The organism is Phenylobacterium sp., from assembly GCF_036502675.1.
In the GTDB taxonomy this organism is placed as follows: Bacteria; Pseudomonadota; Alphaproteobacteria; order Caulobacterales; family Caulobacteraceae; genus Phenylobacterium.
In genome coordinates this window covers 35,281-49,990 of sequence record NZ_DASXYF010000058.1, presented here as the reverse complement: position 1 = coordinate 49,990, position 14,710 = coordinate 35,281, and the positions used below count along the sequence as shown (strand labels likewise).

At 68.4% G+C, this 14,710-nt stretch carries 14 protein-coding genes; 1 reads left to right on the top strand and 13 read right to left on the bottom strand.

The window, feature by feature from the left end:
• Positions 1-423 precede the first annotated feature (423 nt).
• From VGL30_RS07040 to VGL30_RS07030, 3 genes are read right to left on the bottom strand one after another with little or no spacing between them, the layout of a single operon-like run.
• Positions 424-1,605 carry an ABC transporter permease gene (locus tag VGL30_RS07040; RefSeq protein WP_331538235.1) on the bottom strand — a complete coding sequence of 394 codons (1,182 nt, stop codon included), beginning with the start codon at positions 1,603-1,605 and terminating at the stop codon, positions 424-426.
• The gene (locus tag VGL30_RS07035; RefSeq protein ID WP_331538233.1) at positions 1,593-2,225 is read right to left on the bottom strand and encodes an isoprenylcysteine carboxylmethyltransferase family protein; all 633 of its coding nucleotides are present in this window, start codon (positions 2,223-2,225) and stop codon (positions 1,593-1,595) included. Before VGL30_RS07035 ends, VGL30_RS07040 begins: the two co-directional genes overlap by 13 nt.
• Complete coding sequence (locus VGL30_RS07030) at positions 2,222-3,187, bottom strand: ABC transporter ATP-binding protein (RefSeq protein ID WP_331538231.1); 966 nt, start codon at positions 3,185-3,187, stop codon at positions 2,222-2,224. Before VGL30_RS07030 ends, VGL30_RS07035 begins: the two co-directional genes overlap by 4 nt.
• Positions 3,188-3,337: 150 nt before the next feature.
• On the opposite strand from VGL30_RS07030, the gene VGL30_RS07025 reads away from it, so the two are divergent.
• Positions 3,338-3,523: a hypothetical protein gene (locus tag VGL30_RS07025; RefSeq protein WP_331538229.1), complete on the top strand. Its 186-nt coding sequence runs from the start codon at positions 3,338-3,340 to the stop codon at positions 3,521-3,523.
• A 165-nt stretch (positions 3,524-3,688) separates the two neighbouring features.
• On the opposite strand, the gene VGL30_RS07020 is transcribed toward VGL30_RS07025, so the two are convergent.
• The 10 genes from VGL30_RS07020 to VGL30_RS06975 form a co-directional block, all read right to left on the bottom strand.
• The gene (locus tag VGL30_RS07020; protein ID WP_331538227.1) at positions 3,689-4,105 is read right to left on the bottom strand and encodes a TadE family protein; all 417 of its coding nucleotides are present in this window, start codon (positions 4,103-4,105) and stop codon (positions 3,689-3,691) included.
• Complete coding sequence (locus tag VGL30_RS07015) at positions 4,102-4,623, bottom strand: TadE family protein (protein WP_331538225.1); 522 nt, start codon at positions 4,621-4,623, stop codon at positions 4,102-4,104. Before VGL30_RS07015 ends, VGL30_RS07020 begins: the two co-directional genes overlap by 4 nt.
• Positions 4,624-4,643: 20 nt before the next feature.
• Positions 4,644-6,020 carry a pilus assembly protein TadG-related protein gene (locus VGL30_RS07010; protein ID WP_331538223.1) on the bottom strand — a complete coding sequence of 459 codons (1,377 nt, stop codon included), beginning with the start codon at positions 6,018-6,020 and terminating at the stop codon, positions 4,644-4,646.
• On the bottom strand, positions 6,017-7,042 hold the full coding sequence (locus tag VGL30_RS07005) for a type II CAAX endopeptidase family protein (RefSeq protein WP_331538221.1): 1,026 nt from the start codon (positions 7,040-7,042) through the stop codon (positions 6,017-6,019). Before VGL30_RS07005 ends, VGL30_RS07010 begins: the two co-directional genes overlap by 4 nt.
• A 97-nt stretch (positions 7,043-7,139) precedes the next feature.
• Positions 7,140-7,838 carry a response regulator transcription factor gene (locus VGL30_RS07000; protein ID WP_331538219.1) on the bottom strand — a complete coding sequence of 233 codons (699 nt, stop codon included), beginning with the start codon at positions 7,836-7,838 and terminating at the stop codon, positions 7,140-7,142.
• A 2-nt stretch (positions 7,839-7,840) separates the two neighbouring features.
• Positions 7,841-9,712 carry a sensor histidine kinase gene (locus VGL30_RS06995; protein ID WP_331538217.1) on the bottom strand — a complete coding sequence of 624 codons (1,872 nt, stop codon included), beginning with the start codon at positions 9,710-9,712 and terminating at the stop codon, positions 7,841-7,843.
• 1,046 nt (positions 9,713-10,758) lie between these two features.
• The gene (locus tag VGL30_RS06990) at positions 10,759-11,583 is read right to left on the bottom strand and encodes a coniferyl-alcohol dehydrogenase (protein WP_331538215.1); all 825 of its coding nucleotides are present in this window, start codon (positions 11,581-11,583) and stop codon (positions 10,759-10,761) included.
• Between the two features lie 224 nt (positions 11,584-11,807).
• A complete protein-coding gene (locus VGL30_RS06985; protein WP_331538213.1) occupies positions 11,808-12,260 on the bottom strand; it encodes a nitroreductase family deazaflavin-dependent oxidoreductase in 453 nt (150 codons plus the stop codon).
• A 46-nt stretch (positions 12,261-12,306) separates the two neighbouring features.
• Positions 12,307-13,587 (bottom strand): cytochrome P450, encoded by a 1,281-nt coding sequence (locus tag VGL30_RS06980; protein WP_331538211.1) that lies wholly within the window; start codon positions 13,585-13,587, stop codon positions 12,307-12,309.
• Between the two features lie 121 nt (positions 13,588-13,708).
• Positions 13,709-14,497, bottom strand: coding sequence for an SDR family NAD(P)-dependent oxidoreductase (locus VGL30_RS06975; protein WP_331538209.1), 789 nt, complete (start codon positions 14,495-14,497; stop codon positions 13,709-13,711).
• Between the last annotated feature and the right edge of the window lie 213 nt (positions 14,498-14,710).

The following is a 14,710-nucleotide window of genomic DNA, read 5'->3' as shown; positions in this document are numbered from 1 at the left end:
GTCCCCTTTTTCACACATTGATGAACAGTTGTCCCGAAACAGAACAACTCATGGAGGTGAAGGTCGGGATTGGCCCCCCAATCCGCCCACCTGCGATTGAGAAAAACATAAGTTTAATTTTATGTAAACATGAATCAGTAGTTAACGGCTTGATTTTTCGAATTTAATGTTAATTTAATGTGGCGAACACGCTCATTCGGCAGGTCCCGGCGGCAATTAACCTGTGTTAATGGAAATCGACCCTGAGGTGTACTTATATAGAGTCTACAAGTTGCCGACGTGGGCCCTGGTTGCTTGCCACGCACGAGGCGCGGTGCGTTAAAAACTCATTAAATGACGGCCGGATCAAGATCCGCCCCAGTCGCCCGCTTCCCCGCTGATCCCGGGCTGGAGCGGGTTGAAATTGGGTTGATCCGCCTCCGCTCACCCCGGCGAAGGGCGACGGCGCCAACTCAGGGGCGACGACGCCCGGACCCGCCAGAGGGGTTCCGCCGCGCCCAGGTGCAGCCCGCGCACGGCGATCCAGCCCGCCACGGCGGCGGCGGCGGCCAGCAGGCCGGTGGCGGTCAGCGCCGCCGCGGGGGCGGGCGCCTTCAGCAGCAGCATGAAGGGCGCGAACGGCGGGGCGAACACCAGCCACGACAGGCGCGCCGTCCCGCCGGCCGCGGCCAGGGTGGCGAAGAAGGCCGCCAGCAGCACCGCGAACATCGGCCGCGAGCAGTTCTGGGCCGAGGCGGAGTCCCGGGCGGCGGCCCCCACCGCCACCGTCACCAGGCCGTAGAAGGCGAAGGCCAGCAGGTAGATCCCCGCCGCCTGCGCCAGCAGCTGCGGGCGCGCGAGCTCGGCGAACAGCCCCGCCGCCGGTCCCGACAGGCGCGGCGCGGCGAGGCCGGCCAGGGCCGCCGAGCCGACCCAGGACGCCAGCACCAGGAACGACACGCCGCCCACGCCCGCCAGCTTGCCGAACACGATCTGCCAGGGCCGGGCGGCGGCCAGCAGGCACTCCAGCGCCCGGTTGGCGCGCTCGCGCACCACCGCCTGCAGCAGCATGCCGAGCGAGCCGGTCAGGGTCAGCCACAGCATCATCACCAGCACCAACCGGCCGGGGCCCGGGGCGCCGGAGGGCGCGGACGCCCTGGGCGGGAGCTGGCGCACGGTCTCGGCCGGCCCGCCGCCGGGAACCTGCGACAGCCTGTCCGCCGCGGCGTCGCGCTCGAGCGTGCGCAGCACCAGCGCGCGGCCGGCGGGCGACAGCGGGAAGGCCGCGTCGAACTGCGCCTCGGCGCCGGATTGCGAAGTTCGGACCAGGCGCAGGCGCGGCGCGGCGCCCTGCGCGGACACGGCGTAGCGCCGGCCCTCCACCCCGGCGGCCTGGCGAAGCGCCCGGCCGGCGGCGGCGGCCAGGGCGGGATCGGCGGACTGGACGGTCACCGCAGTCGCGGCCCTGGGCTGCGCGGCCCCGACCGCGAACGTCACGCCGAGCGTCACCAGCGGTCCGACCAGCAACGCCAGCCAGAAACTGGCCGTCGCCACATAGACGCGGAACTCACGTCCGGCGATCAGCCACAGCGGGGCCAGCGGCGACGGGCCGGTCAGAAAAGGCACGGGATCAGCCGGTATCGCACCCGCTGCAGCACGCAGGCATAGGCGGCGTCCTGCGCCAGCACCTTCTCTTCCGCCAGGATGCGCGCGATCTGGCAGCCCAGCGTCACCGCATAGAGCGCGGCGTTCCAGGGCAGCGGATTGTTCAGCAGGAAGCCGATATGGACCAGCAGGTAGCCGGCGTACATCGGATGCCGCACGAAGCGGTATGGTCCCCCGTCGACCACGCCACGGTTCGCCGCCGCGACGCCGAAGCTGCGGCGCAGCGTCAGTTTCGCCCATACGGAAATGGAGAGGCCCGCGAACATCAACGCCGTCCCGGCCGCCGCCGGCAGTATGAGGTCGCCGCCGGGCTGGACCATCAGCGGCAACATGGTGCCGAGCATCGCCACCGCCCAGTCCTTCGGCCGGGTGGTCACGGTCGCCGCCTCGCGCCGCAGGACGATGAACAGCACCACGAAGCCTTCCGACACCACCGCCAGGGCGTTGTAGGGGTGGAGTTGCAAGCCGTGCGAGAACCGGATCACGAGGCCCGCGAACAGCAGGATCATCACCGCGCGTTCGCCGAGATCCATCAGGCGCAGCAGCAGCCGCTCCGTACCCGGACTGACCGGATTCGTCATGCCGCGCGGCTCCTGGCGGGGGCGGCCAGGTCCCAGAAGGCGCCTTCGAGGTCGGCCTTGATCGGCTCGAAGGCCATGATCGGCACGGCGTACTCGGCCAGGGCGCGCACCAGGGCCGGGTGGCTGACCTCGCGCGGCAGCACCACGCGCCAGCGGGTGGCCTCGCCGATGCCGCCGGCCATGGGCCTGGCCTCGCCGCCGACGCTGGCCGCCGCGGCGACCAGCGCCGCCTGGTCGGCGGTGACCACCACCGCGCCGTGCGGGGCGCGGCCGGAAGCCTCGTCCAGCGGGCCGTCGAACACCGTGCGGCCGCCGGCCAGCATCACCACCCGGTCGCACAGGGCCTCGGCGGCGGGCATGGAATGGGTGGAGAACAGGATCGCCCCGCCGCCCGCCCGGAACTCGGCGAACAGCGACAGCACCTCGCTCTGGGCGATGGGGTCGAGCCCCGAAAGCGGCTCGTCGAGGATCAGCAGCTCGGGGGCGTGGGCCAGGGCGCAGAGGATCTGCACCCGCTGGGCGTTGCCCTTGGACAGGTCCTCGATGCGCGCGCGCTGGCGGCCGCCCAGGCCGACCCGCTCCAGCAGCCGGTCGGCGGCGCGGAAGGCCTCGCGCCGGGCCAGGCCCTTCAGCCGGGCGTGGAAGGCGATCACGTCGCGCGCCCGCTCGCGCGGGAACAGGCCGCGCTCCTCCGGCAGGAAGCCGACCCGCCGGCGCGCCGCGGCGCCCGCCGCGGCGCCGAACAGCAGCACGCCGCCGGCGTCCGGCCGCACCAGGCCCATCACGCAGCGCAGGGTGGTGCTCTTGCCGGCGCCGTTGACGCCGATGAAGCCGGTGACGCTGCACGGCGCCACCGACAGGGACACGTCGTCGATCCCGCCCCCGCCGCGATAGCGCTTGGCGAGGCCGGTGACGCGGAGCAGGTCCGGGGCTGGCGAATCGACCACGGCCCAGTAGCTCATCCCCGGGTTTAGGTTTTGCTAATTCTGTGGGCAGGCGGCCGGTGCGGAACCGATTTCGGATGCGGCGGTTAATGGTAGAGGTTACCAATAGGTAAATGCGTTGAGCCGCCGGTCGTCGCGGGGTCTCGGCATCGTCATGGAGCTGACCCTTTGTCGCGGTTGAAGCGCCTCGCCCCGTTTTTCCTGGTCGGCCCGATCAGCGGCCCTTTGCTGGCCGGGGTGGTGCTGAACTTCCGCGGCGGGCGGCCGGTGCTGGCGGCGCTCTACGGCGTGGCGCTGGCCGAATATGTGGTCCTGCTGCCCTGGCTGACGATCCACCTGGGCCTGCACGTCTGACCCCGCTCACCTTGCGGGCGAAGGACGCGCGCGGCGGCCCGTTGCGGTGACGGTTTCCTGGAGCGCGAGGGGTTCAGGCGGATCGCCCGCTCAGTGCCCGCTCGCCCCGGCGTTCGCCCACGGGCGCTGACTCAAGCCTGCGGGGTTCGCCGCGGAGCGGCCCGGTCAGGAACTCGACGGATAGCAGGCGCTCGCCGACACCGGCACGCTGATGGCGCCCAGGCCGGTGCGCAGGGTGTAGGTCCCGGTCCCCACCACCTTGTTTCCGCAGTTGCCCGCCGCCGCCGCCGTCAGGGCGAAGGCCAGGCCGGTCACCGTCGGGCCCTTGTATTGGCCCGTGGCATAGGTCTGGGTCGTGCCGGCGTTGGTGCAGACGGTGGTCTTGACCGAAGCGCAGCGGGCCGCGTCCTCCACGGCGAAGTGCAGCGAGACGATCATCGACATCATCGTCCCCACGCCGATCGTGCCGATGGTCAGCAGCACGAACACCGGCAGCACCAGCGCGAACTCCGCCGCGATAGCGCCGCGCTCGCAGAGCCAGAACAACCGCCGCGCGGTCATGGAGGGACTTTTACGCATCATCCGAGCCGCATCCACGCCGTCCGGGTGACCGCCGTGGGCAGGAGGGTGGTGATCGAGATCCCGGTGAACACCGGGCTATAGGTGTAGGACGCGGTCGCCTGGATGTAGTCGCCGGGCACGGTCGTGGCGCTGCCGGCCGCCGAGCAGTTGAACGGGCTGGGCTTGGTCGGCGTGCCGCCGATCGCCGCGGTGGTTCCCACCAGTTGCAGGTCGCCCGCGCCGTTGCGGCAATAGTAGCCCTCCGTAACGCCCGTGACGGTGACGGTAGCCCCCAGCGAAGTGTTCTGCGCCCCCGCGTTCATGTTGGTGAGCAGGCTGGTGCAGTTCTGCACCGCCGGCAGTTCACCCGCCGTGTCGCAGAACCTCCAGACGGCGGCCACCGCGCCTTGCGCGGCGCTTTCGACCTGCATCTTCTGGAAGGCGTAGACCCCGAGATCGACCACGCTGAGCACCGGAACGATCAGCACGGTGGCCCATATGGCCATTTCGGCGGCGGCCGAGCCGCGGGTGTCATCCAAGAATGCAGCGACGCGTCGCATCATTGCACCAACGCCTGACGTACAACAGGGCCACTACCGCCCGTGGGCAATGTCCAATCGTTGCATTGGGTCTGGAGCTCAACGATCTTAGCCGTACCGTTGGCCTGAAATGTCCTGGTGACCAGGGCGAAGCAGTCAACGCCAAACGACGCCTTATTGACGATCCCGCTGAATTGGACGTCCGAATTCGGTAAATAGATGAGGCCGGTGACGTTCCAGGTCGGAGAATTTCCCGCGTTGGCCATATTGACGCCGGAGCCATTCGGCAGGGCCGGGTCCTGATAGACGGCCACGCCCTTCCATGGATCACTCGATGACGGACTTATGTCGAGCGTTCCCTTGCCGGCGAGGACGTGGCTATAGGTATTCGTAGGGTCAGGGCCGGTGAAGATAATCGTCAGGCCGGAATTCGCGAGCGTCTTAAGCGTTTTTCCGTTAGCTATAGTCAAGCTTCCGTTACGGATCACCAGCACGGTGCCACCCGCCGGGGTGGTCAGGTCCACATTGCCGGATATCGTCAAATCTCCGCAAACTTGCTTTTCAGACCCCCAGCTCTGATTACTGTTGAATGTTTCAGGGTGATTGTAACCAGAAAAACATTTGTTGGCCGGTATATTTGCCGCGAGTGCGGCGTATGGGTCCGCAATTAGGGGCGTGATGCCCGTATTTCCACTCTGGCTCTTGTCGCAGGTCGCGGTCGCGCCGGCCGCGTCCACTACGTCCGCATTTAGATTGCCACCATTACACTGTGCGAAGCCATTCGTTCCGACCTTGCAGCCGTGCATGTCGGCCTTGGAGCAACCGTTGCAAAGTATGCCCTCAACCGTCTTTGTATTGGCGGCCAACGCCAGAAGGCAGTAGGCATTGGTATTATTCTTCTTTGGACTGGCTATTGCAGACGCCGTAATGTTCTGCGCTCTGCCCGAGCCAAGCGCGTCGCTGCCGTTGAATCCAACCACTCTGACCATATAAATCGGCAGTTTCTTGGTGATCGTGACCTTGAAACAGGTGGCGGTTGCGTCAGCGGGACAGGTCACCAGGGCCGGCGTCACCGTCGTATTGTTCACGCCGCTGACGAATCCGTACTGCTTGGCCGCCGCCGCGGCTTCTTGATCATAGGTGACGCCGCAGGGTGATTTGGCGGGCGTGCAGCCGTTGGTGGCCGACGCCAGGGCGGCGGTGTCGGCGGCGTTCTGCATCGAGCGCTGGGTGAAGTACCAGCTCGAGGTTTCCGTCGCCAGGCCGAGCACGCCGATGATCGGGACCAGCAGCAGCGTCATCAGCGGGCTGATCGCGCCGTCCTGCGCCCGGAAGGCCCGCGCGCAGCGGGCCAGCAGGCCTTGCGGCGTTCCGGACGGATTGCGGTTATGCGTCATGTTCCCCGACCTTGCCCGCCTCGCTTGCGGGCCCCGCCTGTCGCGGAATGGAACCCCGGCGGCAGGCTGCGGGCGTCCTGCAAGTCCGGGACCAGGGCCGGGACCCGCCGCAGCACCGCGGCCGCCAGGGCGACCAGCGCGACGGCGGCGGCGGCGGTGTCCCACCACATCAGCTGCGGCGTATGCTGGGTGACCAGGGCCGGGGCGCCGCGGAAGACGTCCTGGCTGGAGACCACGGCCACGGCGCCGAACAGGTTGTTGACCAGGTGCAACCCGAAGCCGAAGGCGATCCCGCCCGTGCGGATGGCGATCAGCGCCAGCACCACGCCGAACACCGTCGCGTTGGCCGCCTGGGGCCAGCCGTTGGGGATGTGGACCGCGCCGAAGATCAGGCCGCTGAGCGCCGCCGCCGCCCACGGCCGGCGGGTCGCGGCCAGCAGGCCCTGGGTCAGGTAGCCGCGGAACACGAACTCCTCGGCGAAGGTCTGCACGCTCAGCCCCGCCAGGGCGGCGGCGGCGAGCGTGGCCGTCTGCGGCGAGGCCGTGACGCTGAAGCCGGAGGGCGCCAGCGCCAGGTCGACGAAGGTCAGCAGCGCCAGGGCCAGCGTCCAGGCCGCAGCGCCCGCGCCGAACAGCGGCCAGCGCCACCGGCCGACGATGTCGCCGAACCCGCGCCGGTGCACCATGCGGATCACCACGGCGAAGCTGCCGAGGAAGGCCGCGAACACCGCGCCGTTCGCCAGCAGGAAGGTCGCCGGATGGTCGGCGCCGGTCATGCGCCGGGCCAGGTCGGCCGGCAGCCAGCCGCCCCAGAGGCCGCCGACGGCCAGCAGGGTGGTCACCACCATGGCCAGGATGGTCGCAAGCACCCAGGTGACGATGTAGAAGGGCCAGGTGTTGTTGCGGCCGGGCGCTGGGCGCCCCTGGCCGGCCGGCGATCCGGCCGGATCGGCTGGTCCCGGCGCGGGCCCCGGCGATACGCCGGACGTCGCCGTAACCCGGATCGCTGCGCCCAAACTCAACCGACCGCCCGCCATGCCTTACCCCTGCGACAGCTTAACGGCTGTGTACCGCCGGGCAATTTAACTCGCATTAAGGCCGCCCGCCGCCGGCGGCGCGTCAGTCTTCCGCGGCCATGTTCAGGCGGTAGCCCAGCCCCTGCTCGGCGATCAGGTACTTGGGCCGGGCGGAATCCGGCTCGATCTTGCGGCGCACCTGCCAGGCCAGCACCCGCAGGTGCATCACGTCCGCCTCGCCGCCCTTGCCCCAGATGCTCTCCACCAGCTGCCGGTGCGAAACGACGGCGCCCTTGGCCGCCGTCAGCACCCGCAGCATCTCGCTTTCGCGCATGGTCAGGCGCTTGGTGACGCCCTCGACGATGACGATGCGGTTGTGGAAGTCGATCTCGAGGTCGGCGAACTTGGCGTTTCCCGCCGCGCCGGCGCCGAAGGGCGGCCGCACCGCGACGCGGATCCGCGCCAGCAACTCGCCGACGGCGAAGGGCTTGCTGACGTAGTCGTTGGCGCCCCGGTCCAGGGCCTCGATCTTCTCGCCCTCCGAGGCCCGCGCCGACAGCACCAGGATCGGCGTGCGCGACGAGGCCCTGGCGACGGTGATCAGGTCCTTCCCGTCCATGTCGGGAAGGCCGAGGTCCAGGAGGATCACGTCGAAGAACTCCGTCCGCAGCGCCTTCAGCGCGGCCTGGCCGGTCCTCGCCGTGGTGGTGTCGTAGCCGGCGGCGACCAGGGTCGACTCCAGCACGCGCAGCAGTTGCTCTTCATCCTCGACGAGCAGTATCCGGTTGCCGGCGTCTTGCAAGGTCAGGCGTCCGTCAGGGGCAAGGCGACGCGCATGGTGAGGCCGGACTTGCCGTCGGACCTGTTCCAGGCCTCGATCACGCCCCCCATGAGGTCCACCAGGCTCTTGGTGATGTACAGGCCCAGGCCCAGTCCCGACGCCTTCGCCTCGCGGCTCCTGTAGAAACGCCCGAATATTCTCGGCAGGTCGGCGGGCGGGACGCCGCTCCCCTCGTCCGTGACTTCCAAAATCATCCTGTCTCCCTCGACCCTGCCGATCACAGAGACGATCGTCTCTTCCCTGCTGAACTTGACGGCGTTCTCAAGTATGTTTCCGAGCACCTGCTTCAGCGGCCCCGGATCGGCCCAGATCTCGCGGTCATCGATCTGAACGTCCAGGAACCGGCGGGCGCCGCCGGATTCGCCGAACGATTCCCAGACGTCGTTGACCAGCGCCTCCAGGTCCATGGCGCGCGGATTGATCTCGATCGACCCGGACTCCAGCCGCGCGACGCCGAGGAAATTATCGACGTAGCGGTCGAGGCGGTTGGCCTGCTCCTTGATGATCAGCAGGAACTCGTGATTGGCCCGGACGTCGTGCTGGTCCGCCTGCTCCAGCAGGTTGGTCACCGACCCCATGATGCTCGACAGCGGCGTGCGGAAGTGGTGCGAAACGGCGTCGAGCAGGATGGTCCGCAGCGTCTCCGTCCGCGCCACCAACTCCATTTCCGCCTTTTCGACGCCCAGCCTCGACCGCGTGACGGCGGACGCGCCCAGGCCGGCGAGCACGCTCACGGCCTGGTCGACCGCGCGCTGATCCTCGGGGCCCTTATGGTTCGCACGCCAGGTGAGCGCGCCCAGGCGCCTGTCGTCGACCGTCAGCCGCTGCACGCGCAAGGGGCCGGCGGGCTCGGCCGGGGGGCGGGCGTCGCCACCGACGTGCAGGCTGCGCCCGTCCTCGTCAGCCAGTTGCACCGGTCCGCCGGCGATTTCGGCGGCCGCGTCGACGACGGTCCGCCAGATGTCGCTTTCCACCTTCGCCTGCGAGAGCGCGTCGCCCGCGAGGAACACCCGTTGCAGCGCCTGCCGCTCGCGGCGAATGCGGCTTGCAAACACGCCGACGGCGCACCCCGCGCTCCCGAACAGCAGGAACGCCGCTGTGACGCCGATCGGGTCGAAGCGGTCGACGGCCGCGCCGCCGGACTGGATAAGGGCCGCCGCCGCCGCCGCCAGCATCCCGGCCGCGGCGCCATATGTCCCTCCGGCCGCCAGGACGGACGCCATGAGCAGGATGGGAAGGAGGTGCTGGCTCCACGTCCCCCCGAGCAGGTGCGACGCCGCGCCGCCGGTCGCCGCCAGGCATATGGACGCCGCCGCGGCCACCAACCCCTCCCCCAGCTTGGCCTTGACGCCGGGACGCCCGGGCTCCGCCCCCCTGGCCTGCACCGCCGCCGGCGGTTCTCCAGCCGGGCCGGCCGCATGGGCCATCGCCGCCCGATCCGCCACATCCCCAGCCTCCCCTGCCGCGCGCCTCAGGCGGATCGTCCGGGCGTAGAGGCCGGCGGCCAGCGCCGCCGTCAGGTAGACGAGCAGCAGCGACGCGCCTTGCGGGCGGGCGATTTGAAGGGGCCCCGGCGTCAGGGGCATGTACGGGCCCAAGAGGCTGACGCACCCGAAGGCGGCGACGAAGCCATACCCGGAGCCGAACGTCACGGCGGCGGCGAGAACCGGCAACAGGAAGAACGCATGCAGGCGCTCGACATGCAGGCCGTAATAAAGGCCGAGCGACACGGCGTAGGTCGCCACGACGTAGGCCACGCTGACCAGGAAATCGCCGGCGAACCTGTCGAATCTGCTCGCGCGGACGAGCGGCATGGCGGCCTGTCCGGCGGTCATCCCGCGCCACCCCGGCGGCCGAAGCGCTTGGGCCCTATCAGCATGGACGACGATCTCGAGTCATCGCGAACAAGTCTCGGACCAAACAGATGAAGACACCCGGTAAAAGAAAGAAAGCGGACAGATGAGGACAATACGCCGCACCGGACACCCCGACGGATTCCTCTTCGCCGGCCCGCCACAGCGAGGGGTAAGTCCGCAACCATGATCGCCGGAATGATCCTGTGCTGCCGCGCCGGCGGCGCGTAACGCCAATTAAATCGCCAAGGAACTCGGAGGCCGTTACCCTAATCTCCCAACCGTCACCATAAGGTCTCGCGACCGCAGTATCAAGTTTATTTTTTATTATTTCTGCAAATATAGAGTCCAGATACGTATTTTCGCCATAAGCACATAAATATCTCGAAATATCATGTATATGACATCGACACTCATCTTATGCATAGCGGAAAATTGTTGATAGATTGCTCTAATACCGATTCACATAGTGTGACACCGCCGACATGTTCAAGATTATCGGCGGTGACCTCTATCGACGGGCGGCAGAGCTGCGACAAGGTCGCGTTGTTGGAAGCCTCGCTGCGCGAAATGCTCCGTTCGTGTCCGGTTCCGCCCGACTACCTGCGATCCTTGCTGGAAGGCCTTGCCGGACGAGCATAGGCGAAGCCGCTCGCCGCCGCCGACCGCACGTCATGGTGCGATCAGGCGGTTGTGCGCCTGCCGCCTGATCTGCAGCGACGTCCTCGCCGGCCAGCCGATGAAGATCGGCCGCTCGGACCGCGGCGAAGCCGGCGGTCTCCCTCAGCGTCAGCCGGAGGTGGTCCTGGTGGTGTCGTCCTGGACGTCGCCGACGGGCAGCCCCACGGTCGACGGTCCGGAGCTCCGCCCAAGGCGGAGCCGGCGTCCTTCAGGTCAGCTGTAACCGCGCATTGTCGGTTTGACGGCCGCACCCACGCCCCGGCCAGGCTGGCGGAGCCGGCGAACGACGCGATGGACCCCGGTCGGACGTTCGCCGCCGACCGAGGCGGGCCCGCCCCCGGCGCGCCTCAGCCGGTCATCGCCTTGGCGATGGATTCCCTCACGTCGATCTGTCCGGTGAGGACGCCGCCGACGAAGCCGCCATCCACGTTCAGGACGTGGCCGTTGACGAAGCTGGCGGCGTCGCTGTTCAGGAAGATCAGCGGATAGGCCTGTTCCACCGGCGTCGACCGCCGGTTGATCGGCTGGACGAACACGTCGACCACCTTCGCGCTCGCCGCCTTTTCGAAGTCGCCCATCATCGGCGTCTGGGTGGGGCCGGGGCAGATGCAGTTGATCCGCACGCCCTGCTTGATGGTGCGGGTCCCCATCAGCATCGTCCAGACGCTGATCGCTTCCTTCGAAAAGCTGTAGCCTTGCGTCACGATGTCGGGGTGCGCCTCCACCCAGGCGCTGGCCGCATCGAAGTCCGGGGTGGCCAGCAGCTCCAGCACCGTCGCCATCCGCTGGAGATAGCCGAAGCCGGCGGTCGACGAGATCGAGGCGATGGCGCCGCCCTTGCGGATGCGCGGCAGCCACTGCTCGGTCCAGTACCGCATGCCGCTGAAGTTCACCTTCATCACGTCGGCGGGCGAGAACGTGCCGCCCGGCAATCCCGCGCAGTTGAACAGCACGTCGATGTCGCCATCCAGCGTCTTCACCGCCGCGTCGATCGAGGCCGGGCTCCGCAGGTCGACGGTGGTGAAGGACGCGAGGTCGACGGGGGACGGCCGCACGTCGAAGCCGTGCACTTCCGCGCCGAGCCTGACCAGTTCGCGTGCGGCGGCCTCGCCCATGCCGGAATAGCAGCCGACGATGACGGCCCGTTTGCCGGAATAATCCCAGACGCTCATCTTATTTCCCTTGTTTCCTCAAAAATTGGATCGCGCCGCAAGGCCGGCGGGAGACCGCCGCCTCACGATGGTCTGTACGCGCTGCGCGGCGATCAAGCCAGATGGCTGGCGCCGGCGGCGGCGCCCTCCCGGACGCCTTTTTAGCCGCGCCTGCGCAGCCCTCGCTCCGCGTCGCCGTCAGGCAAGACTCTCTTCACACTTATAGTTGCGCCACCCACATCCCGCTATCGGCGATTGCGCTCCAGGACCACCACCGGGATCTGGCGCGTGGTGCGCGACTGGTAGACGTCGTAGCTGGGCCAGTCCTTCAGCGCGATCGCCCACAGCCGTTCGCGCTCCGGCGACGCGGCGGTGCGCGCCACGGCCTCGAGCCGCTCGCCCTTCACCTGCACCTGCACCTGCGGATCGGCGACGAGATTGAGATACCAGGCGGGATGCGTCGGGGCCCCGCCCTTCGAGGCGATGATGAAGTAGTTGTCGCCGTCACGGCTGAAGATGATCGGGATCTGCCGCTGTTCCCCCGATTTCCGGCCCTTGGTGGTCAGCACCAGGATCGGCACGCCGTTCCACAGGTAACCCTGTTCGCCGTTGGTCTCGAGATAGAGCCGGAGGTGCTTTTCGCCCACCAGGCTGATGTCCGTTCCCGGAAGCGCGGTCCGCGGCTTTTCTTCGCTCATGTCGTCTGGCCCTTTGCCTGTGATGTGAGCGCCAACGGCGACCGGGTCAACGCAGCAGCACGTGCAAGGCCGACATGCCCCGCTGCTCGAAGCCGCCGGTGAGGAAGGGCGCCGGCGCGTCGGGGTCGAGCCGCATGTTCGGGAACGCGTCGAGCAGGACGTTCAGGCCGGCGTGGATCTCGCTGCGCGCCACGTTCATGCCCAGGCACTGGTGGGGGCCGATGCCGAAACCGATGTGCCCCAGCGGCGGACGATGCAGGTCGTAGGCGTCCCCGTTCTCCCAGCGCGCGGGGTCGCGGTTGCCGGCGCCCAGGCAGATCTCCAGCACGGAGCCGGCCGGCAGGGCGTAGCCGTCCAGTTCGGCGTCCCGGGTCACCAGGCGGCTGAACACCGGGTCGGTCGGGTTCCAGCGGACGGACTCCTCGATCGCGGCGTCGACCAGGCTGCGGTCCGCCTTCACCGCCGCGTACTGGTCGGGATGGGTCAGCAGCGCCCAGAGAGCGATGCCGAACTGGCGCCAGGACGTCCCGCCGCCGGCGATCATCACCAGCCGGGCCTGGGTCATGATCTCCCGGTCGGTCATGGGCCGACGGGAGCCGTCCTCCAGTTCCAGTTCGGCGGCGACCAGGCCCGAGACGACGTCGTCTCCGGGCTCGAGCCGCCGCTTGGCGATCAGCTCCAGCAGCAGCAGTTCGACCGTCTGGGCGGCCCGGCGCTGCTCGTCCGGCGACAACCGTCCGGACGCGCCGCTCTTCATCAGCGCGTGGCGGAACACCAGCGAATCGTCGCCGTCCATGCCGATGGCCCGGGTCACGGTGTGCACCGGCAGACGGGCGCAGAGCTGCAGGTTGAGCTCGGCCCGGTCCCGGCCCTTCAGGTTCTCCACCAGGGCCGCCACGATCTCGTTGATCCACCGCTCCCGCCACCAGGTCAGCGTCCTGGGCTTGATGAACATCGGCTGCAGCGCCATGCGGAAGCTACGGTGCCGGGCGCCGTCCATTTCGAGGATGCCCAGCCGCTCCTCCCCCGGCGTCCCCATTGCATAGACCTGCGACGAAAACGTCTCGCCGTCCCGGAACGCCTTGTTGCAGGTGTCGAAGGTGAAGCAGGTGTACCCTTCGCGGGCGGCCGCGCTGGAGTGGCGATGGTGTGGCGGCAAGCCCAGCAGCTCCCGCAGGAAACCCTTCTGCACGGGCGCGCGCTCGCGCAGGCGGCGCATCGCCGGGTTCATGTCCTCTTCGACCAGATTGCCGTGCGCCACCCCTTCGTTGCGCACGTCGTACAGCTCTTCATAGAGCGGGTCGTCAGCAATCAGAACGTCGGCCATCTCAACCCTCAACTACCGGCGTCGGGCATGGCCGGCGCGTATTGCGGCTGAATTTGCCATGCTGCAGACATCCAGAAAAGCAAAAAATAATTCGGTATATCGAATATAAGGCTCGCCAGCCTCATCGTCCGGCGGAGAGGCCGCCGTCCACCGGCAGGTTCAGTCCGGTGATGTTGACGGACATGTCCGAGGCCAGGAACAGGGCTGCGTTGGCGGCGTCCATCGGATCGACCACCCGGCCCAGGGGCTGCAGCTTGGCCATGTTCTCCACGACGTTGTCCGGCAACGGCCCCCTCGCGCCGGCGCCGAAGCGGGTGATCATCGTGCCGGGGCAGACGTTGTTCACGCGGATGTTCTCGGCCGCGACTTCCATCGCCAGGGCCCGCGCCATGTTGACCACCGCGCCCTTGGTGGAGCTGTAGAGCACGCCGCCCCAGCCGATCATGCCGGCCACCGATGCGGTGTTGACGATAACCCCGCCGCCGCCCTGTGCGCGGAACTGGGCGATGGCGGCCTGGCAGCCGTACATCACCCCGCGCATGTTGATCGCGATCAGGCGGTCCATCTGTTCGTCGGTGTTGTCGACGAACTTGGCCATGCGGCCGCCGTCGCTGGACGGGGAAGCGACGCCGGCGTTGTTGTACATCACGTCCAGCCGGCCATAGGCCTCGACGGCGGCCGCCACCGCGGCCTGCACGTCGGCGCGGCGGGCGACGTCGCAGCGCACGGCGCGGGCCTCGCCGCCGGCGGAGGTCACCAGGCTCACCGTCTCGGCGAGCCATTCCTCCTGCACGTCGGCGCAGATCAGCCGTGCGCCGTGATGGGCGAACAGGTCCGACGCCGCGCGGCCCACGCCGGAGCCCGCGCCGGTGATGACGACGCTCCGACCCTTGAGAAGTCCTTCAAACATGGCTCGAGCCCTTTTGGATGTTTTCGCCCTGGATCGCCGGTGGAGGCGCTGGCCGAAGCGCTCCGCGACGCTCCGGCCGCGCGAGGGAGGGTTAGCCGCGGCGCGTCCTGGCGGCAACAACTATCCGCCATTTCGAATATTCGTTCACCGATGTCGCGCGCAGCCGTGCGCGAGAGGGACGGACTCAGCCGAAACGAGCGGCAGGCGGCGGCG